The sequence below is a fragment of the Streptosporangium sp. NPDC002607 genome, assembly GCF_053592655.1.
Map to the genome: position 1 here is coordinate 87,398 of NZ_JBSFWD010000027.1, position 20,222 is coordinate 107,619.

The 20,222-nt window shown below is 70.8% G+C and carries 17 protein-coding genes; 14 read left to right on the plus strand and 3 right to left on the minus strand.

Going from position 1 to position 20,222, the window contains the following annotated elements; all coding sequences use genetic code 11:
- Positions 1–7: 7 nt before the first annotated feature.
- Positions 8–508, minus strand: coding sequence for an ATP-binding protein (locus ACWD3H_RS27910; protein ID WP_355559007.1), 501 nt, complete (start codon positions 506–508; stop codon positions 8–10).
- Between the two features lie 238 nt (positions 509–746).
- Here ACWD3H_RS27910 and ACWD3H_RS27915 point away from each other — a divergent pair, with 238 nt between their 5' ends.
- The 5 genes from ACWD3H_RS27915 (at position 747) to ACWD3H_RS27935 (ending at position 6,354) form a co-directional block, all read left to right on the plus strand.
- On the plus strand, positions 747–2,117 hold the full coding sequence (locus ACWD3H_RS27915; protein ID WP_355559005.1) for a helix-turn-helix domain-containing protein: 1,371 nt from the start codon (positions 747–749) through the stop codon (positions 2,115–2,117).
- The gene (locus ACWD3H_RS27920) at positions 2,114–3,034 is read left to right on the plus strand and encodes a phosphotransferase enzyme family protein (RefSeq protein WP_451957074.1); all 921 of its coding nucleotides are present in this window, start codon (positions 2,114–2,116) and stop codon (positions 3,032–3,034) included. Before ACWD3H_RS27915 ends, ACWD3H_RS27920 begins: the two co-directional genes overlap by 4 nt.
- Before the next feature lie 112 nt (positions 3,035–3,146).
- Positions 3,147–4,571 carry a glutamate decarboxylase gene (locus tag ACWD3H_RS27925; RefSeq protein ID WP_451957075.1) on the plus strand — a complete coding sequence of 475 codons (1,425 nt, stop codon included), beginning with the start codon at positions 3,147–3,149 and terminating at the stop codon, positions 4,569–4,571.
- 64 nt (positions 4,572–4,635) lie between these two features.
- Positions 4,636–5,505, plus strand: coding sequence for a class II glutamine amidotransferase (locus ACWD3H_RS27930; protein WP_355558998.1), 870 nt, complete (start codon positions 4,636–4,638; stop codon positions 5,503–5,505).
- Between the two features lie 195 nt (positions 5,506–5,700).
- The gene (locus tag ACWD3H_RS27935; protein WP_451957076.1) at positions 5,701–6,354 is read left to right on the plus strand and encodes an HD domain-containing protein; all 654 of its coding nucleotides are present in this window, start codon (positions 5,701–5,703) and stop codon (positions 6,352–6,354) included.
- A gap of 4 nt (positions 6,355–6,358) precedes the next feature.
- Here ACWD3H_RS27935 and ACWD3H_RS27940 read toward each other — a convergent pair whose 3' ends face one another.
- Positions 6,359–7,381, minus strand: a complete 1,023-nt coding sequence (locus tag ACWD3H_RS27940) for a GlxA family transcriptional regulator (RefSeq protein ID WP_451957077.1) — start codon at positions 7,379–7,381, stop codon at positions 6,359–6,361.
- 137 nt (positions 7,382–7,518) lie between these two features.
- Here ACWD3H_RS27940 and ACWD3H_RS27945 point away from each other — a divergent pair, with 137 nt between their 5' ends.
- Both ACWD3H_RS27945 and ACWD3H_RS27950 read left to right on the plus strand, forming a co-directional pair.
- Positions 7,519–7,911, plus strand: coding sequence for a transcriptional repressor (locus ACWD3H_RS27945; RefSeq protein WP_451957078.1), 393 nt, complete (start codon positions 7,519–7,521; stop codon positions 7,909–7,911).
- A complete protein-coding gene (locus tag ACWD3H_RS27950) occupies positions 7,911–9,350 on the plus strand; it encodes a catalase (protein WP_355555221.1) in 1,440 nt (479 codons plus the stop codon). Before ACWD3H_RS27945 ends, ACWD3H_RS27950 begins: the two co-directional genes overlap by 1 nt.
- A 595-nt stretch (positions 9,351–9,945) precedes the next feature.
- On the opposite strand, the gene ACWD3H_RS27955 is transcribed toward ACWD3H_RS27950, so the two are convergent.
- On the minus strand, positions 9,946–10,989 hold the full coding sequence (locus ACWD3H_RS27955; protein WP_355555225.1) for a LacI family DNA-binding transcriptional regulator: 1,044 nt from the start codon (positions 10,987–10,989) through the stop codon (positions 9,946–9,948).
- 156 nt (positions 10,990–11,145) lie between these two features.
- Here ACWD3H_RS27955 and ACWD3H_RS27960 point away from each other — a divergent pair, with 156 nt between their 5' ends.
- Genes ACWD3H_RS27960 through ACWD3H_RS27990 form a run of 7 tightly spaced genes read left to right on the plus strand, consistent with a single transcriptional unit; the run spans position 11,146 to position 20,219 of the window.
- Positions 11,146–12,153, plus strand: a complete 1,008-nt coding sequence (locus ACWD3H_RS27960; RefSeq protein WP_451957079.1) for a dihydrodipicolinate synthase family protein — start codon at positions 11,146–11,148, stop codon at positions 12,151–12,153.
- Positions 12,150–12,470: a (2Fe-2S)-binding protein gene (locus ACWD3H_RS27965; RefSeq protein ID WP_355555229.1), complete on the plus strand. Its 321-nt coding sequence runs from the start codon at positions 12,150–12,152 to the stop codon at positions 12,468–12,470. Before ACWD3H_RS27960 ends, ACWD3H_RS27965 begins: the two co-directional genes overlap by 4 nt.
- Entirely contained in the window at positions 12,460–13,923 is a 1,464-nt protein-coding gene (locus tag ACWD3H_RS27970) for an FAD/NAD(P)-dependent oxidoreductase (RefSeq protein WP_451957080.1), read from the plus strand. Before ACWD3H_RS27965 ends, ACWD3H_RS27970 begins: the two co-directional genes overlap by 11 nt.
- The gene (locus tag ACWD3H_RS27975) at positions 13,920–15,140 is read left to right on the plus strand and encodes an NAD(P)/FAD-dependent oxidoreductase (protein ID WP_350915411.1); all 1,221 of its coding nucleotides are present in this window, start codon (positions 13,920–13,922) and stop codon (positions 15,138–15,140) included. The genes ACWD3H_RS27970 and ACWD3H_RS27975 overlap by 4 nt, the downstream gene beginning before the upstream one ends.
- Positions 15,134–16,432 (plus strand): amidohydrolase family protein, encoded by a 1,299-nt coding sequence (locus ACWD3H_RS27980; RefSeq protein WP_350915409.1) that lies wholly within the window; start codon positions 15,134–15,136, stop codon positions 16,430–16,432. Before ACWD3H_RS27975 ends, ACWD3H_RS27980 begins: the two co-directional genes overlap by 7 nt.
- Positions 16,429–18,495 carry a hydantoinase/oxoprolinase family protein gene (locus ACWD3H_RS27985; protein WP_451957081.1) on the plus strand — a complete coding sequence of 689 codons (2,067 nt, stop codon included), beginning with the start codon at positions 16,429–16,431 and terminating at the stop codon, positions 18,493–18,495. The genes ACWD3H_RS27980 and ACWD3H_RS27985 overlap by 4 nt, the downstream gene beginning before the upstream one ends.
- Complete coding sequence (locus ACWD3H_RS27990; protein WP_451957082.1) at positions 18,492–20,219, plus strand: hydantoinase B/oxoprolinase family protein; 1,728 nt, start codon at positions 18,492–18,494, stop codon at positions 20,217–20,219. Before ACWD3H_RS27985 ends, ACWD3H_RS27990 begins: the two co-directional genes overlap by 4 nt.
- The last annotated feature ends 3 nt before the right edge of the window (positions 20,220–20,222 follow it).

Consider the following 20,222-nt stretch of genomic DNA (forward strand, 5'->3'; position numbering starts at 1 on the left):
GGTGCGTTCACATCCGGGGGCGGTGCGCCGGAAGGTCGAACCAGACGCCGGTTCCGATCTGCCCGGTGCCGCACAGCCGGGTCCAGCGCGCCCCGCAGCGCCCGGAGGTGAACTCCTCGACGATCCGCAGGCCCCGTCCGCCGAGTGACAGCTCGTCCAGGTGGCCGGGGAGTGTGAACGGGCGACGCAGCAGACGTTCGATCAGCGGGACCCCGCCGCCGGCGTCGGCCACCTCGGCCCTGATCGGCAGGTCGCGGTCGTGCAGGACGCGCAGCTCGTAGGGGCCGGGGGCGTAACTGCCGGCGTTAGTGGCGAGCTCGGTCACCACGACCTCCAGGTCGGCGACGTCGTCGGGGGCGAAGGGCGGCCGGGACAGCAGGTCGTGCAGCAGCTTGCGGGCCCGGCGGGCGGCGTTGCCCGGGGGGAGACACCAGGCGGTCACTCGAAAGCGTCCGCGGTGCCTGCCGCGCACGCCGACCTCCAGAGCTGGAGCGTGCTCGGTGAGCATCGTTGCTCCTATCGAGTAGGACACCAGGGCCGCGGGATCGCGCTCGCTGGTCTGAATCCCCCATCCTGAGGGACAAGGCCGATATACGGAGAGTCGCAGGACCAATACTGTCCGCAGATCGGTCGGGTGATAGGCCGAGCCGATCACCTTGGGTGATCGGTCGCACCGATACGGCTCCGGCGACGCCGCATCGCTGGTTACCTTGGCGGCAAGGGAACTCCGCCGTGGGAAGATCGGGATGAACGTCAGCAACGCGAACGCGCGGGAAGTCGATCCCGCACTCTGGGAACGCCCGCAGATGCGACAGGCTCTGGCCGCCCGCGACATGGCCACCGTATACCGGTTACTGCAGCGGATCGGCGTCTCACAGCGTCACATCGCCGCCCTCACCGCGCAGTCCCAGTCGGAGATATCCGAGATCCTCAAGGGCCGCCAGGTGATGGCGTACGACGTGCTGGGCCGGATCGCCGACGGTCTGGGGATTCCCCGTGGCTACATGGGTCTGGCCTACGACGCCTCCTGCACGACACTGGCCCCGGCGGCGGCGGCCGACCAGCGCGACGACTCCAGCGAGGACGAGCAGGTGCGCCGCCTGCTCGCGCACGCCGCGCAGGTGACCATCGGCGCGGCATCCGGGGACGCGGAAGAGTGGACCGAGCCGGTCACGCCCACGGAGACCCCCGTCCCGCACCGCATCGGCATGGCCGACGTCGAGCAGATCGAGACGGTGACCCGCACGCTGCGCGCCCTGGACTACCGGCACGGGGGCGGGGTCTGCCGCGACGCGGTGGTGGCACAGCTGGCCTGGTCACAGCGGCTGCTGCGGGCCTCATGCCCGGAGTCGGTCACCCTCCGCCTGCACCAGGCGCTGGCCGACCAGCACAACCTCGCGGGCTGGACCTCCTTCGACGTCGGCCTGTACGGCTCGGCCAGAAGCCACCTGGCCCGCGCGCTCGAACAGGCCAAACACGCGAGGAACTCCTCGCTGGCGGCCAACGTCCTGTACCGGATGGGCCGCGTCCACCTGCACTGCGACCGAATCCTGGACGCGCTGCGGTTCTTCCAGCTCGGACAGATCTGCGCGCAGGACGCCAGCTGCGAGCGGACCGTGGCGATGCTCTTCGCCAACGAGGCGTGGGCCTACGCCCTGCTGGGCGACAGCGATCTCGCGCTCAAATCGATCAACCGGGCGGCCGACGAGTTGGCTCGCGCCCGTGACCGCGAGTCTCCGGCCTGGGTGAGCTTCTTCGGCGCCGCCGACCTCGACGCCACGAGCGGCATGGTGCACGCCGACCTCGCCGAGACCCACCTCGACAGCCACCTCGGCATCGCCGAGCGCTTCCTCGCCGACGCGCTCGGGCAGCGCGATCTGAGCATGGCCAGGAGCAGGGCCTTCGAGCTGACCGCTCTGGCGACGGTGCAGCTCAGAGCCGGTGACATGACCGCCGGGATCGCCAACGGCAACGAGGCGGTCACCCTGGCGACCGAGATCCGCTCGATGCGGATCACCGACCGTCTCGCGCCGCTGCAGGCGGTCGCCATGATGCGGGCGCACGCCGGTGACGCCCAGGACCTCGCCCGGCGCATCTCGGTGGTGCGTGCGGCATGACGATGACCACCGACCATGCCGCCGGTCAGGCCGGCGGCCTCACCCGCGACCGGCTCCACTCGCTGCTGGCATCGGTCTGTGACCGGGCCGGGCTCGCGCCCGGTGACGCCGAGCTGATCAAGTTCACGAACAACGCGGTCTTCCGCCTGCGCCGGGCGCCCGTCGTGGTGCGCGTCGCCGGATCCTCGGCCGCCCGCTCGCGGGTGCCGACCGTGGTGCGGGTCGCCCGCTGGCTGGCCGACCACGACTTCCCCGCGGTGCGGCTCTGGCCGGGCTGCGAGCAGCCGCTCCAGGTGGAGGGCCACCTGGTCACGCTGTGGAAGTACACCCCCGAGGTGGGCCCGCGCCCCGGCGGAGGCGAGCTGGCCACCCTGCTCAGACGCCTGCACAGGCTGCCGGACCCGCCGGTGGACCTGCCGGAGTGGGCCCCGATGACCGAGGTCCGTCAGCGGCTCGCCGAACCGGAGGACCTGTCCGCGGGCGACCACGCCTTCCTGCTGGACGAGTGCGACGAGGTCGAGGAGCGGCTCGCCGCGCTCGACTACGCGCTCCCCGCCGGGGTCATCCACGGTGACGTGTTCATGGGCAACGTCATCGCCGGGCCCAGGGGGCCGGTGCTGTGCGACTTCGACAGCACCGGGATCGGCCCGCGTGAGTGGGACCTCGCCCCGGTGGCGGTCGGCCGCCTGCGGATGGACTACCCCGCCGACGAGCACACGTCGCTCGCCGAGGGCTACGGCTTCGACGTCACCCGCTGGCGCGGTTTTCCGGTGCTGCGCCGCCTCCGCGAGCTGAAGCTGGTCACCAGCGTCCTGCCCGTGCTGCGCAGCAACCCGGGTATCCGGTCGCAGTGGGAACACCGGATGCGCAGTTTCAAGGCCCGTGACCAGACGGTCAGGTGGCAGCCGTACCGGTGACGGAGCCGGGCGGATCACCGGCGGTTGGTGTCGTACCGCGGCGGCACGGGTACCCAGCCTAGGGGGAAAGCCCAGGTGAGGGCGTTGGTCGGCGGGGGAAGGGGGTGGGACGATGCCACTGAGGCGGCCTGGTCACACCGGGCGGGGAAGCCGCGATCTGGAGGTCAACCCGATCTTCAGCCGGGAGCCGGTCCGGGTCCCGCGCTACGCCATGCCCGCCGGGGAGATGGAGCCGGAGACGGCCTACCAGCTGGTGCACGACGAGCTGATGCTGGACGGCAACGCGCGGCTGAACCTGGCGACGTTCGTCACCACCTGGGCGGAGCCGCAGGCGCGGCGGCTGATGGCCGAGTGCGCCGAGAAGAACATGATCGACAAGGATGAGTATCCGCAGACCGCGGAGCTGGAGATCCGGTGCGTGGACATGCTCGCCCGGCTCTGGCACGCCGAGGAGCCCCATCGCGCGGTGGGCTGCTCGACGACCGGTTCGAGTGAGGCGGCGATGCTGGGCGGTCTGGCGCTCAAGCGGCGCTGGCGGCACCGGCGCCAGGCCGAGGGACGGCCGGCCGGGCGGCCCAACCTGGTGATGGGCGTCAACGTGCAGATCTGCTGGGAGAAGTTCGCCGACTACTTCGACGTGGAACCCCGGTACGTGCCGATGGAGGGCGACCGGTACCACCTGAGCCCGGAGACGGCCGTCGAGCTGTGCGACGAGAACACCATCGGGGTCGTGGCCATCCTGGGCTCCACCTACGACGGCAGCTACGAGCCCGTCGCCGACATCGCCGCGGCCCTGGACGACCTGCAGGCCCGTACCGGACTCGACGTGCCGATCCACGTGGACGGCGCCTCCGGCGCGATGATCGCGCCCTTCCTCGACCCCGACCTGCACTGGGATTTCCGGGTGCCGAGGGTGGCGTCGATCAACACCTCCGGGCACAAGTTCGGGCTGGTGATGCCGGGAGTGGGCTGGGCGCTGTGGCGCGACTCCGAGGCGCTCCCCGACGACCTGGTCTTTCACGTCAACTACCTCGGCGGGGACATGCCGACCTTCGCGCTGAACTTCTCCCGCCCCGGCGCCCAGGTGGTCGCGCAGTACTACAACTTCCTGAGGCTGGGGTTCGACGGCTACCGCAGGGTCCAGCAGACCTGCCGGGACGTGGCGACCCGGCTGTCCGGGGAGATCGCCAGGCTGGACCGGTTCGAGCTGATCACCGACGGCGGCCAGGCTCCGGTGTTCGCCTTCCGGGTACGGGAGGGGATCGACAACTTCACGGTCTTCGACGTCTCCGCCGCGCTGCGCGAGCGCGGCTGGCTGGTGCCCGCCTACACCTTTCCGAAGAACCGCACGGACCTGGCGGTGCTGCGCGTCGTCGTCCGTAACGGTTTCAGCAACGACCTGGCCGACCTGTTGCTGCAGGACCTGTGCCGGGTCCTGCCCCGCCTTTCCGACCAGGACCGGCCGCGTCACACCGCCGAGGACGCCGGTGGGTTCGCGCACGGCGCCGGGGCCGGGAGGCCCCGGCGCCACGGCTGACGGCGCCAGGTCGGGTACGGGCCGGTGCGGCCGGAGCAGAAGTGACGGAGAAGGAGACCCTGAGATGTGCCGTCTGTTCGGCCTGAGCAGCACCCCTGAACGTACGCGTGCCACCTTCTGGCTGCTGGACGCCCCGGACAGCCTGAGTCACCAGAGCCACCGCGACCCCGACGGGACCGGGCTGGGCTACTTCGACGCCGACGGCACCCCGCACATGCACAAGGCTCCCATCGCCGCCTACGAGGACCGGTGCTTCGCCGAGGAGGCCAAGGAGGTGGAGTCCACCACCTTTCTGGCGCACGTCCGGTTCGCCTCCACCGGCGACCTGGAGGTGCGCAACACGCATCCCTTCCTGCAGGACGGGCGGCTCTTCGCGCACAACGGGGTGATCGAGGGCCTGGACGACCTCGACGCGGAACTGGGGAAGGACCGGGAACTGGTCCAGGGGGACACCGACTCGGAGCGCTTCTTCGCGCTGATCACCCGTGAGACCAGGGCGCACGGCGGCGACGTCGCCGCCGGCATCGAGAGCGCCGCACGCTGGGTCGCCAGGAACCTGCCCGTCTACGCGCTCAACCTGGTCCTCACCACGCCACGTGACCTGTGGGCGCTGCGCTATCCCGACACCCACCGGCTTTACCTACTCCGGCGTGCCGCCGGTGGGCAGCACGGCGTCCGGCACCTCGACCACAGCGGCAGCAACGACCGGATGCGGGTCCGTTCCCGGGACCTGGCGGGCACCTCCGCGTCCGTGGTCGCCAGCGAGCGCATGGACGACCATCCCCAGTGGCATCTGATGGAGCCCGGCGAGCTGTTCCACATCGGACCGGACCTCAGCCCCACCCGCCGGGTCGTGCTGCCGGAGGAGCCGGCGCACCGGCTGAGCCTCGCCGACCTGCGCCCGGAGGCCGCCGCCTCACAGCAGGCGACCTGAGGGGGCGTCTGAAAAGCGAAGTTCATGATTGATTGCCGGTTATGTAGCTGGCCAGGTTGGGGGGTGGTGGGCCGCGCTCCGCACGGATCGCCTTGTCGCGGATCAAGCGATTCCTGTCCGGTGCCGTGGGCTGCGAAACGCCTTTGCGCCGCGACGCTGGAGGAGTCCCTGACGCTCAACCAACCAGGAGGTCCCGTGACCGAGACCATCGCAGGAATCCAGATCCCCGACACCGCCCTTGTCCGCGCGGCAACCGAGGTGGTGCGGAGTGCCACAGACGATGCCGTCGTGGGCGACACACTGTTCCACCATTCGCGACGCGTCTTCTTGTGGGGGATGCTCAAGTCGAAAGCGCGCGGCGTCGAGGTCGACCCGGAGTTGGCCTACGTCGGCGGAATGTTCCACGACCTGGGCCTCACCCAGACGTTCCGCAAGTGCCACCAGCGCTTCGAGATCGACGGCGCGGACGCCGCGTTCGACTTCCTCCGCGACCACGGCCGTTCCGAGGAGGAGGCACGCAACGTGTGGCTCGCCATTGCCCTCCACACCACCCCCGAAGTGCCGCTCCATCTCGCTCCCGAAGTCGGAGTCGTCACGCTCGGGGTGGAGACTGATGTACTGGGCATGGATCTCGGCCAGATCAGCGACGCCGATATGCAGGCGGTGGTTGAGGCTCACCCCCGTCCGGACTTCAAGCGTCAGATCCTGCACGCGTTCTACGAGGGGATGGCGGATCGCCCGGACACTACCTTCGGCACGATGAACGACGATGTACTCGCCCACTTCGACCGGCGGTTCAAGCGCGCGAACTTCGTCGACATCATCCAGAACAACGCCTGGCCGGAGTAACCGGTCAGTTCGTGCCCGCCGGGGTCCGAGATGACCCCACGGCCGGGCCGGGCCCTGAGCCCGGCCCGGCCTGGGTGGTCGTCTTGAAACGGGCCCGGTACTGGCTGGGCGAGATTCCGAATCGGGTCACGAATAGCCGGCGCAGGGTCTCGGCGCTGCCGAATCCAACCAGTCTCGCCGTTTCCGCGACGCCGTGTCCGGAGTCCAGGAGCGCCTGAGCGTGGTCGAGCCGTGTGCGTTCGACGAACTTGGCCGGCGAGATGTCGAGTTCGTTGGCGAAGAGGCGCGCGAGATGGCGCGGACTGACCCCGGCGTGCGCGGCCAGCGAGCTTGTGCTGTGCGCGAGCGCCGGCTGCGCAGAGACCAAGTCCACCACGGCGCGCAGTGTGGGCGTCCGTGGTGCCCGAATCTGGAGTGGAACTGCGAACTGTGACTGTCCTCCAGGCCGCTGCATGAACATCACGAGGCTGCGCGCCACGTCACGGGCCAGGTCGGGCCCGTGATCCTGCTCGACGAGAGACAGTGCCAGGTCGATGCCGGCGGAGACACCGGCAGAGGTGTAGATGCCGCGGTCATGAACGAAGAGCGCATCCGGTGACACCGAGACCTTTGGGAACGCTCGAGCGAGCAAACCGGCATACCTCCAGTGCGTGGTGGCCCGCCGCCCGTCGAGCAGCCCCGAGGATGCCAGCACGAACGACCCGGTGCAGATGGACACCATCCGAGTACAGCGAGCCTGTAGTGCGGCCGCGGCAGCGACCAGGTCAGGCGGGATCGGTTTCGTGGGGAGGTCGTCGCCGCCCGAGACCACGACGGTGTCGGCCCGTTCGACCTGGCTGACCGCCTGATCGACAGCGAATGTCGTTCCGATCGACGTTGCCACAGCCCGCCCGGAAGTCGACGCATACGTGAGTTGGTAGTGCGCTCCGAAATGGTTCGCCTCGGAGAAGACCTCGGCGGGACCACAGATGTCGAGCATCTTCATGCCGTCGAACACCAGGAACACGATGTGCCGCGTCCTAGGCATGACGTCGCCTCCTTCAGCCGGTCCGGTCGGCCCGGTCCAATGTCCAGAACTGTGCGATCTTTGGCCGGCCTCGGCACCACACTCCCTCTGCCCCAGCACAAAGACTGGACCGGGTCAGGGAGGAGGAGGAGATCCCGATGGTGCAGCTTCCCGCAACCGCGGCACATGCCTACCAGCGGCTCGACCCGCGCATTGAATGGCGGGGGCGTCTCGCGAACCACGGTCTACGCGCGACGCGCGCACGCGTGGCAGTGCTTGAGGGTCTGGCCGAGGTCAGGGTCGCTGACGTGACCCAGGTGCGATCGCACCTCCAGGGAGCGGCTCCGGGGCTGTCGAAACAAAGCATCTACACCATCCTCCACGACCTCGAAACATGCGGGCTCGTCTTCCGTGTGCCGGTGAGCGGTCCGCGCCGTCACGCCCTCGATGCGGACCGTTCTGCCTACCTCCGCAGTGAGTGCGGCCAGCCTAGGGACGGCAGCCTCCGCCATGCCAGCCGCCAGTTCAACAACACCCACGAGGAGAAGTGATGACAGAGAACGTCACGACCACCCAGACCGGCACGCCGGTCGCCGGCGACGCTCACTCACTCACGGTTGGCGCCGACGGTGCCACCGTGTTGCACGACCGCTACCTGGTCGAGAAGCTGGCCCAGTTCAGCCGCGAGCGGATCCCGGAGCGAATCGTGCATGCCAAGGGTGGCGGCGCATTCGGCGAACTCGTCATCACCGAGGACGTCAGCCGCTACACACGAGCCGCACTCTTCCAGCCCGGGACGCGGACCCGCCTTCTCCAGCGCTTCTCCTCGGTCGCGGGCGAGCAGGGATCGCCCGACACCTGGCGCGACGTACGCGGCTGGAGCCTGAAGTTCTACACAAGCGAGGGAAACTACGACATCGTCGGCAACAACACCCCCGTCTTCTTCATCCGCGACGGCATCAAGTTCCCCGACTTCATTCACTCGCAGAAGCGACTGCCGGGATCCGGGCTACGCGGCGCCGACATGCAGTGGGACTTCCTCACCCTGTCGCCCGAGTCGGCTCACCAGGTCACGTACCTCATGGGTGACCGCGGACTTCCACGATCGTGGCGCACCATGTCCGGCTACGGATCGCACACGTTCCAGTGGATCAACGCCGCAGGAGAGCGGCACTGGGTGAAGTACCACTTCAAGCCGCTGCAGGGAAACGCCGATATGACCGAGGCCGAGGCCGAGGCGATCGCCGGTGCCGACGCCGACTACTACCGACGCGACCTCTACGAGGCGATCGAGCGCGGTGATCTCCCTTCCTGGGAGGTCAACGTGCAGGTGATGCCGTATGAGGACGCGAAGACGTACCGGTTCAATCCCTTCGACGTCACCAAGGTCTGGCCGCACGCGGACTACCCGTTGATCAAGGTCGGCACATACACCCTGAACGAGAACCCGCAGAACTTCTTCGCCCAGATTGAACAGGCGGCCTTCTCCCCGGCGAACACGGTGCCGGGCATCGATATCAGCCCCGACAAGATGCTCATGGCGCGGGTCTTCTCCTACCCGGACGCCCAGCGATACCGCGTCGGCACTAACTATGCCGAGATTCCGGTCAATGCGCCCGTGGCACCCGTCCGTTCGTACAGCCAGGACGGCCTCGGTCGACACCACTTCAAGCCCGCATCCGCCCCTGTCTACGCTCCGAACTCCTTTGGCGGGCCAGTGGGCGACGCCGCCGCCGCAGGCAACGGTGGTTGGGAGTCAGACGGGGAGTTGCTGCGGTCCGCTGCCACCCTGCGCACGGACGACGACGACTTCGGCCAGGCTGGACGCCTGTATCGCGACGTCTTCACCGACACCGGCCGCGAACGCATGATCGCCACGCTCGTCGGTCAAGGACTCCAGATTCGTGACGACGACATCCGCGATCGGTTCGTGCAGTACTGGACCAACGTGGACACGGACCTCGGTGCCGACATCGCCGCCAAGCTGTAGCCCAAGGGCGATTTGCGCAGTGGTGGATCGTGCTGGGATCGCGGGTGATCTCAGCGTGCGCGCCTCGTTCTCCCTGAGCCATGCGGCCCTGAGCGCGGAGGAGCAGTCGGCGTTCCGGCTGCTCGGTCTGGTCAGAGCACCCGACTTCGCCCCCTGGGGGCTCGCGGAGCAGCTCGTCGATCTCCCGATCGCTCAGGCCGGGTTTGATCTCGCGCTCGATACGGCGCACGAACTCCGGTCCCGCCGACAGCAGGTCGCGCCGGTCCAGCGGCGGATCTCCCACGTAGGTGCCGGCAACGAAATACACCCCCTGTCCGGCCGGCGCGCGCAGTTCCAGCTCTCCGGGAAACGCGAGGACCTCCCCGCGCGGCATCGGGCGCGTGTCGGAGTCCGGCGTAGCAGTACCTGGGCGTCGAGTGCCGCCGCGACCAACGCCGCGATGTTCGGCCCCGCCCTGTACGAGACCCCCTCCGGGATCAGGAGCCTTTCCAGCCGATCCCGATCCGCCGGTTCATCGGCCGGGAGAGCAGGAGAACGGCGGCGGTCCCGGGCGGGTCTCCGCGGGTTCGAGGATCGCGGGCCGTGGTGGTTCACCTCAGCGGGGGGCGGCCGGTTTCGCGCAGGAGGAGCGCAGGACGAGCTGGGCGCCCACCCGGTAGGCCCGGCCTGCCCGGCCGGTCCGTGCCGGAGCCGTCGACCGGTCGGTCCGTTCGATCTGCTGGAGCAGGAGGTTCATGGCGAGATCCCCGAGCTCGTGGGCCCCGTTGTCGACGACGGTGATGGGGGGCTGCCACCAGCGCAGCCAGGGGATGTCCTCGTAGCAGATCAGCGAGAGCTGCTCGGGAATGACGACGCCGGCACCGACGAGTGTGGGCAGCATGCCGAACACGGCCTCGTGGTTCGCGGCGAACAGCGCCGTCATCTCCGGGTTGCGGCGCAGCAGCCGCTCCGTCGCCTCGGCGCCGAAGGCGGAGTCGAACGGCCCGCGTTCGACGAGCGACTCGTCGACCTGACGGCCGCGTTCCCTCAGTGCCTGCTCGTAGCCGGCGAACCGCTCCAGGCCGGAGTTGGCGCTCAGCAGGCCGCCGATGAAGCCGATCCGCTCGTGACCCAGGTCGAGCAGGTGTGAGGTGGCCGCGTGGGCGCCCTCGCGGTCGGAGGCGAGCACCGACGGCGCGGCGCTCTCGGCGGCGGCGCGGATGACGTTGACGACCCCGATGCCCTCGGCGAGCAGCGCGTTGGCCATGGCCGTGTTCTTGCCCGTACCTATCATGATCAGCCCGTCCACCCCGTGCGCGGCGAGGGTCCGCAGGAAGGACTCCTCCCGCCGCGGGTCCGCGTCGGTGATGCAGAGCATCACCTGGTAACCCTCGGCCGCGGCGCGACGCTGCACGACCTCGGCGATGGTGTGGAAGGACGCGTTGATGAGGTTGTTCAGCACCAGTCCCACGACATGGGACTGCTTGGAACGCAGCGCGCTGGCCGCGCGGTTGGGGCGGTAGCCCATCCGGTCCGCTACCTCCTTCACCGCCACCCGGGTCTCCGGGGCGATCAGCGGTGAGCCGCTCAGTGCGCGGGAAGCCGTGCTGCGTGACACCCCGGCCGCGGCGGCGACGTCCTTCAGCGTGATCGCCATCATCCTTCTTCCTGGGATCGATCCCATCCGGGGGAAAATTTTGCCACAAGATCATGAACACTTGGTGAGGCGCGAGGAAATTTACCCAGGTTAAAAACATATTTCGGCCTTGACCTGAATCTCCCGAGTACTGCAACCTAATGCAAGCGATCCCAAAAAATGACTACAACATTGATCCTCGGGGGTTCCATGGACCGCGACGACGTCACCTGGCACGGTTACTGGCCGGCCGCGCCCACCCCTTTCACCAGCGAAGGCGGGCTGGACGAGGACGCGTGGCGCGCGCTGCTCCGGCTCTACGCCGCCCAGGGCGTGCACGGAGTCCTGGTCAACGGGAGCACCGGTGAGTGGTTCAGCCAGAGCGCGGCCGAGCGCCGCCGGGTCGCCGAGATCGCGGTGTCCGAGCTCTCCGGCAGGGTCCCGGTGGTCGTCGGCGTCACGGCCTACACCGCCGCAGAGGCGATCGAGTTCGCGCGGCACGCCACCGAGGCGGGCGCGGACGGCGTGCTCGCCACGCCCCCGCCGTACGTGCACCCGGGGCCTGAGGACATCCTCGCCTTCTACCGGCAGGTCAGCTCCGCGACGGAGCTGCCGTTCATGGTCTACAACTGGCCGCGCGGGGTGGCCGTCGACATCTCCGCCCACCCCGGGCTGATGTCGAGACTGGCCGACCTGGACAACGTGGTGGCCATCAAGGACAGCACCGGTGACTGGCTGCGGATGCTCGGCACGGTTGAGGAGGTCGGCGACCGGGTTCGGGTGTTCGGCAGCTTCCTGCACCGGCGGGGCCTCGCCGTCCTGCTGGAGCTGGGCGGGGACGGGAACATCGACGGCGGCGGCATGGGCGCCCCGTTCGCCGTCCCCTACTACGAGGCGGTCGCGGCATCCGATCGCGAGGCGGCGCGCGGCTGGGTCGACCGGTACGCGGGGCTCTCCTCCCGGCTGATCAACCCCGACTACAGCGGTGTGTACGGCACGCCCATCGCCCAGCTCAAGGCCGCCATGGCGATGCTCGGCCAGCCGGGCGGGCACGTCCGCCCGCCGCTCCTGCCGATCACGGACCCGGAGAGGCTCGACGCGATCGGCGCCGCGCTGAAGGAGTCCGGCCTGGTCGAAGCCCTTTCCGGGGGCAGCGCGGACACCGTCTCGGGGCGGGCCGGGCGATGACGACGGCGCAGGGCCGCACCGGCCGGCGTGCCGGGCCGAGCCGGGCTCCGCAAACGGAGATCGTCGTCGACGGCGACTCCGTGCAGGCCGTCGACGGCATCAGCCTCGCCGCGGTCCTCGTCGGTGAGCGGCGGTGGAGCCTGCGGCGCAATCCGGTGGGCGGCGACCTTCGCGGCCCGTTCTGCGGGATGGGCGTGTGCTTCGAGTGCGAGGTGACGGTGGACGGTCGTCCGGGGGTCCGCGCCTGCATCACCAAGATCTATGCCGGCATGCGGGTCGAGACGGCCACAGAGGGAGAGGTTCCGCATGACCGCTGAGCGCAGCGCGGCCACGTACGGCGAGGTCGTCGAACGGGATGTCGTGATCGTCGGCGGCGGCCCCGCGGGGCTCAGCGCCGCGGCCCGGCTTGCCTCCGCCGGTCTGGCCGTGACGATCCTCGACGAGCAGCCGGAACTGGGCGGGCAGTACTACCGGCGGCCCGCGCCCGCGGTGGCGAGGCACTGGGGCGACCACCGGCCCGAGGGCGGCCGGCTGATCGCCCAGGTGCGCGCGGCCGGCGCCGAGTGCCGCACCGGCCATCTGGTCTGGGGTGTGGAGGACGACGGGTGCACGCTGCTCGCCTCCGACGCCGCCGAGCATCCGGTGCGGTTGCGCGCCCGCTACCTCGTGCTGGCGACCGGTGCCTTCGAGCGGGTGTTCCCCTTCCCCGGCTGGCAGCTTCCCGGAGTGACCACCCCGGGCTTCGCCCAGCACCTGGCCGCGAGCGACCACACCACCATCGGAGACCGGGTGGTCCTGGCCGGTTCGGGGCCGTTCCTGCTGCCGGTCGCCTGCTCGCTGATCGAACTCGGCGTGAGCGTGGCGGGAATCGCCGAGGCGGGCAGGCCGTACCGGCCGAGCCCGCGGGCGCTGGGCACGCTCGGCCATCCCGCGCGACTGCGCGAGCTGGCCACCTACGCCGCGCGGCTGGCCCGCGCCCGGGTGCCGATCTGGCAGGAGACCGTCGTGCTCCGCGCCGACGGCCGCGACCGGGTCTCCTCGGTGACCCTCGCCGCCGCGGCCAGGCCCGCGCGCCCGGTCCGCACCGTCGAGGTGGACGCGCTCTGCGTCGGATACGGCTTCCGGCCCCAGACCGACCTGGCCCGCATGCTGGGCTGCCAGGTGCGGGTCGACGTGGCGAGCGGGGACGCGGTGCCGGTGACCGACGCGGCGGGACGCGCCTCCCGGGCCGATGTGTACGTGGTGGGCGAGGCGGCGGGAATCGGCGGGGTGCACGCGGCGAAGGCCAGAGGGCTCGCCGCCGCGCACGACATCCTGACCCGTGAGGGCCGCGCGGCCGTACCGGTGTCCGAGACCCGGCGGGTGGTGTCGGCCAGGCGCCGTCTGGCACGTTTCACCGCGCTGACCGACTCCCTCTATCCCGGCCCGGCGGCACTGCTCGCCACGCTGGCGCCCGCGCTGCCCGCCGACACCATGGTCTGCCGGTGCGAGGCGGTCCGCGCGGAGGAGATCCGCACCACCGCCGCGGGAAGCGCCGACGGCGACCTCAACGCGACCAAAGCCTGGACCCGCGCGGGAATGGGCCCCTGCCAGGGCCGGGAGTGCGGGTTCGCGGTCGCCGGACTGGTCCGGTCCGTCATGCCCCACCGGGGCGCGGGCGACGGCGAGTCCCGGGTGGAGATCTTCCCCTCCCGGCTGCCGGTGCGCCCCGTCCCCCTCGCCACGCTGCTGGAGCTGGCCGGACCGGAATCGCAGAAGGGCGACGCATGAGCACGCGGACCGCGGACGCGGTGATCGTGGGAGCCGGGGTGCTCGGCGCCTCGGTGGCCAGCCACCTGGCCCGCAGCGGCCATCGGGTGCTCGTACTGGAACGCGGCGCCCCCGGCAGGGAGGGCTCCGGCACCACCGCCGGCAACCTGCACATGCAGGCCGTGCACACCAAGCGCCCCGGCCAGGCGGTGCCGCTGGACAGCGCGCGGTTCCTGCCGCTGCAGCGCGCCGCGAGCGACCGGTGGGAGACGCTGGAGGAGGAGCTGGAAACCTCGGTGGAGGTCCGCCGCACCGGTGGCTTCACCATCGCCGAGACCGAGGAGCAGTGCCAGGAGCTGCGCGACAAGCACGGCTGGGAGGCCGCCGCCGGGATCCACACCGAGATCCTCGACGGAGACGCCGCGCGGGCCGCGCTGCCCCTGCTCGGACCGACGGTGGCCGCCGCCACCTGGTGTGACCTGGACGGCTACGCCAACCCGCTGAAGGTCACCCCCGCCTACCTGGACTCGGCGACCAGGCACGGCGGCCGGACCGTGGCGTTCGCACCGGTCCGGCGGATCACCCGCAACGGCGACGGCTGGCGGGTGGTCGCCGGGCGCGGCGCCGCCGAGCGGGTGGTGGACACCCCCGTGGTGGTCGACGTCGCGGGGCCCTGGCTGGGGGAGATCGCGGCCATGGCCGGGATCACGCTGCGGATGACACCGGTGGCGATCCAGATGCACGCCACCGTGCGCTCCTCGGCCACCATGTCCCACCTGGTCCAGCACATCGGCGAGGGACTGTCGGTGAAGCAGGTCGCCGCGGGCAACCTGCTGATCGGCGGCGGCTGGCCGGCCCTGAGCATGGACCTGGCCGGCCGGAGCGACGCCAGCCTGGACAGCCTGGTGGGCAACGTCGCGCTGGCGGTCCGGGTGCTGCCGTTCATCCGGGACCTGCGGCTGCTGCGGATGTGGGCCGGGCCGCTCGCGGCCACGCCCGACGAGATGCCGGTGATCGGCGAGGTGCCCGGCGCCCCCGGGTTCTACGTGGCCGGAGGCACCTACGCCTTCACCTTCGCCCCGCTGTGGGGGGAGACGCTGCGCTGCCTGATCGAGGGGAAGCCGCCGCCGGTCGACGTCTCCGACCTCGGCCCCGGCCGGCTGATGGAGCGGTGGAGTCAGGAAGACAACGGCCCAGAGCAGGAAAACCACCAGGACAGAAGGAGTAAGCGGTGCTGACATCACCTCGGCTGCGGCCCACGTCGGAGCCCGAGACCCTCTGGTTGACCGGTGGGCACGTCGTGGACGTCCGATCAGGACGGATCCGCAGGAACGCCAACGTGCTCGTCGCGGCCGGCCGGATCGAGAAGATCACGGCGGACGCCCCGCCCCCGGGAGCGCGGACCGTCGAGCTGGGCGGCAGGTACCTGATGCCCGGCCTGATCTCGGTGCACACCCACCTGTCGGTGCTCTACCCCTTCTCCGCCACCGACGAGTCGGAGAACCCCGGGCTGACCGCGCTGCGCGCGCTGTCCCGGGCGCAGGACGCCCTCGTCGCGGGGGTCACCACGATCCGCTGCGTGCACGAGCAGAACCGCGCCGACCTGCTGGTGCGCACCGCCGCGGACCAGGGCTGGGTGGCCGCGCCGCGGATCGTCGGAGCGGGCCGGGCCATCTCCACCACCGGCGGCCACGGCAAGGGTGCCGACTGCTCCTACGCCGACGGGCACGACGGCTTCCTGCGCGCGGCCAGGCAGGAGCTGGACGCGGGCGCCGACCTGCTCAAGATCTTCATCACCGGCGGCATCGCCCACCAGGGCGAGTCGTTCACCGGCGCGCAGATGACCGCCGAGGAGATGCGGGCCGTGGTCCGCGCCGCCGAGGAGCACGGCAGTTACGTGACCGCGCACGCCGGCGCCGGCTCGGCGATCCGCGAGGCGCTCGCCGCCGGAGTCCGCGGCTACGAGCACGCCTACGACCTGGACGACGACACGGCCAGGCAGATGGCGGACCGGCGGGTGTTCCTCACCCCGACCCTGTGCGTCACCCGCTGCCCCGACTGGATGGCCGAGCACAGCTTCACGCCCTGGCAGATCGAGCGGGCGGTGGAGGTCGGCCCCGGCCACCTGGCCAGCATCCGGCGGGCGGTCGCGGCCGGCATCGCTGACCCGGACGACCCCGGCGCGCCGGGCATCACCATGCTCGCCGGCACCGACTACCCGCCGGGCGAGCCCATCGAGGACACCGTCGTGGCGGTCCGCGAGATGGAGTTCCTCACCGACGCGGGACTCAGCCCCATCCAGGCGGTACGGGCCGGCACGTCCGAGGCCGCGCGCCTGGTCGGGCTGGCCGGCCAGGCCGGTGCCGTCGAGGAGGGCTACCTCGCCGACCTGATCGTCACCGAGCGCGACCCGCTGAGCGACGTCTCCGCGCTGCGCCGGATCCCCTTCGTCATGCAGGCCGGCCGGATCGTCCGTGACGATCTGCCGGTCGTCCCCGCCCCGCAGCAGGTCCCTGGAGGTGCCCTGTGAATTCCCCCGACACTCCGGCCGGACGTACCCGGTTCGCCGTGGACATCGGCGGCACGTTCGTCGACGCGATCGCCTACGACGAGGAGACCGGGCAGATCCGGCTGCACAAGGCCTCGACCACCCCCGGTGCCCCCGAGCGGGGCGTCCTGGACGCGGTGGGCGGCCTCGCCACCCGGCTGGACGGGGTGGAGGCGTTCGTCCACGGCACCACGCTCGGCCTGAACGCGATCCTGCAGCGCCGCGGCGCGAACCTCGGCATCATCACCAACGAGGGCTTCAGGGACCTGCTGGAGATCGCCCGCGCCAACGTCCCCGGCCAGCACATGTACGACTTCTCCTACGCCCCGCCGCCGCCGCTGGTGCCGCGCCGCCGGCGGATCGGCGTACCCTGCCGGATCGACGCGCAGGGCGACGTGGTGCAGGACCTGGACGAGGACGCCGTGCGCGAGGCCGGCCGGATCCTGGTCGAGGAGCAGGGACTGGCCTCACTGGCCATCTGCTTCCTGCACTCCTACGCCAACCCCGAGCACGAGCGGCGGGCCGCGCGCATCCTGCGCGAGCTCTACCCGGACGTGTCGATCTCGGTCTCCACCGACATCACCCGCGAGTACCGCGAGTACGAGCGGACCAGCACCGTCACCCTGGACGCCTACATCCGGCCGGTGCTGAGCGACTACATCGGCACCCTGGAGGCCAGGCTGACCGAGGCGGGGCTCACCCACCCGCTGCACATCATGCGCTCGGGCGGCGGTGCGATGACCGCGGAACTGGCCCGCCGCGCCCCGCTGATGACCGTGCTGTCCGGCCCCGCCGGGGGAGTGGTGGGCGCCTCCTTCCTGGCCCGCGAGCAGCGGCTGCCCAAGCTGATCTCCTTCGACGTCGGCGGCACCAGCGTGGACTGCTGCGTCATCGAGGACGGCGAGCCCGGCGAGGTGCACGAGGCGGGCATCGACGGCTTCCCGCTGCTCATCCCGATCTTCGACATCCGTACCGTGGGCGCGGGCGGCGGCTCGATCGCCTGGATCGACGAGGGGCTGCTCAAGGTCGGCCCGCACAGCGCCGGCGCCGTGCCGGGGCCGGTGGCGTACGGCGCGGGCGGCACCGAGCCGACCGTCACCGACGCCGCGCTGGTGCTCGGCTACCTGGACCCCGCCGCGTTCCTCGGCGGTGACATGTCCATCGACGCGGACGCGGCCCGCGCCGCGATCGAGGCCAAGCTGGCCGTTCCCCTCGGGGTGAGCGTGACCCAGGCCGCCGCGAGCGTCTTCCAGGTGCTGCTGGCCCGCATGGTCGGCGCGCTGCGCGAGATCACCGTGGAGCGGGCGCTGGATCCGCGCGAGTTCGCGCTGCTGGCCATCGGCGGCGCCGGACCGCTGCTCGGCCCGATGCTCGCCAGGGAGATGGGCATCGCCACCACGATCGTCCCGCAGGTGCCCGCCGCGTTCTCCGCCTTCGGCATGCTGATGTCCGACCTGGAGTACGAGTTCGCCGCCACCGTGCTGCGCTCCCTCAGCGACGACAGCCTGGCCGCCCTGGAGAGCGAGTTCGCCGACCTGGAGGCGCAGGGCGACGAGGTGCTGTCCGCGCAGGGCATCAAGCCGGAGGACCGCACCCTGATCCGCAGGCTGGACATCCGCTACCACGGCCAGGAGCACAGCCTCGGCATCGACCTGCAGCCCGGCGACACCGCCGCGAGCGTGCTGGCCCGGTTCAACGCCCAGCACGAGGCGCGCTACGGCCACGCGATGGCCGACACCGGGCAGATCCTCACCCTGCGGGTGCGGGCGGTGGGACGGCTGGCCAAGCCGGCGCTGCGCGAGCTGGCACCCGCCGGGCCCGGCGGGCCCGAGGCGGTCGGCGAGCGGCCCGCCTTCGACGTCGCGGTCGGCGAGATCGCCGTGTTCCCGGTCTACGACCGGACCACCCTGGCGCCCGGTCACGAGGTGAGCGGCCCGGCGATCGTCGAGGAGGGCACCTCGACGACGGTGATCTTCGGTGATCAGCGGCTCACCGTCGACACCTATGGACAGCTGCTGGTGACCGGTACCGGAGGAACCCTGTGAACAGCCCTGAGCGTCTGGACGGCGCGACCGTCGAGGTGATCCGCAACTACCTGGTCTCGGTGGGCGAGCAGATGCGCCGCACCCTGGTGCGGGCGGCCTTCAACCCGGTGATCTACGAGGTGCTCGACTTCGGTATCTCGATCTACAACGCCAACCTGGAGCTGACCGCCGAGGCCGCGGGGATCACCTCGTTCCTCGGTGCCAACGACCACGCCATCGTCAAGGGCGTGGAGTACGTCGGCCGGGAGAACTTCGCGCCGGGCGACGTCTACCTGCTGAACTATCCGTACTGGAGCGGCGCGCACTCCTACGACGCGATGCTCTTCGCGCCGGTCTTCCGTGACGGGCACGAGGGCCCCGCGGCCTACCTCGCGGTGCGCGCGCACTGGATGGACCTCGGTGCCAAGTCCCCCGGCTACGTCCTGGACTCCACGGACATGCACCAGGAAGGTCTCATCTTCCCGGGCACCAAGATCGTGAGCCGCGGCGAGGTGGTCCGCGACATCGTCGAGCTCATCCGGTTCAACTCCCGGCTGCCCGACCTGACCATCGGCGACTTCCACGCCCAGCTCGCCGCCCTGCGCACCGGAGAGAACCGGCTGGCGCAGGTCTGGGAGAAGTTCGGCGGCGAGACCGTCGACCAGGCCATCAGGCAGGTCATCGAGCACGGCGAGCGGGTCGCCAGAAAGGCCCTGGCCGCGCTGCCCAACGGCACCTGGACGGCCTTCGACTACTGCGACGACGACGGCATCACCGAGGACCTGATCCGGATGGAGGTCAAGGTCACCATCGACGGCGACCGGATGGAGGTCGACTTCAACGGCTCCGACGGCGCGGTGGCCGGCCCGGTCAACCTGCCGATCGGCTCCACCGAGAGCCTGGGCAAGGCCATCTTCAAGGAGCTGACCACGCCCAGGGAGCCCTCCAACGCCGGGCACTACCGGGCGCTGGAGGTCAAGGCCGATCCCGGTAACTTCTTCCACGCCGTCTACCCGGCCGCGACCTTCACCCAGTGGAGCGCCATCGTCGCGTTCGAGCTGATCCACAAGGCGCTGGCCCAGGTGATGGACTCGATCCCGGCCTCCTCCGGTGGTGACGAGCCGGGCTTCATGGCGCTCGGCCACGACCCGCGCACCGGCGCGGACTTCGTGATCAGCAACAACGAGGGCATCGGCTGGGGCGCGCGCAAGGACCGCGACGGCGCGAACGCCCAGCAGCACCCCTCCCAGAGCGTGGTCCGCAACACCCCGGTCGAGGTGCTGGAGCACAAGTCCACCGTGTTCCACGAGCGGCTGGAGCTGATTCCCGACTCCGGCGGCGCCGGCCGGTTCCGCGGCGGCGTCGGCGTGCTCAGGCAGGTCCGCTACCTCGCCGACGGCGAGGTGCTGTCGATGAAGAAGAAGAGCAAGACCCGGCCCTGGGCGCTGGACGGCGGCCAGGAGCCCGAGCCCAGCGAGATGGTGCTGTGGCCGGACACCGACCAGGCCAAGCGGGTCGGCATGTACCGGGCCGCGATGAAGGCCGGCGACCGGTTCGTGAACCGGACCGCCGGAGGCGGCGGCTACGGCGACCCCCTCGACCGCGACCCGGCCGCGGTGGTGGCCGACGTGCTCAACGGCTACGTCAGCGCCGAGGCCGCGGAGCAGTCCTACGGCGTGATCGTGGACGGCGACGGCTGGCGGCCCACGCCGGCCAGGGCCGCCCGACTCAAGAGTGAAGGGTAGACG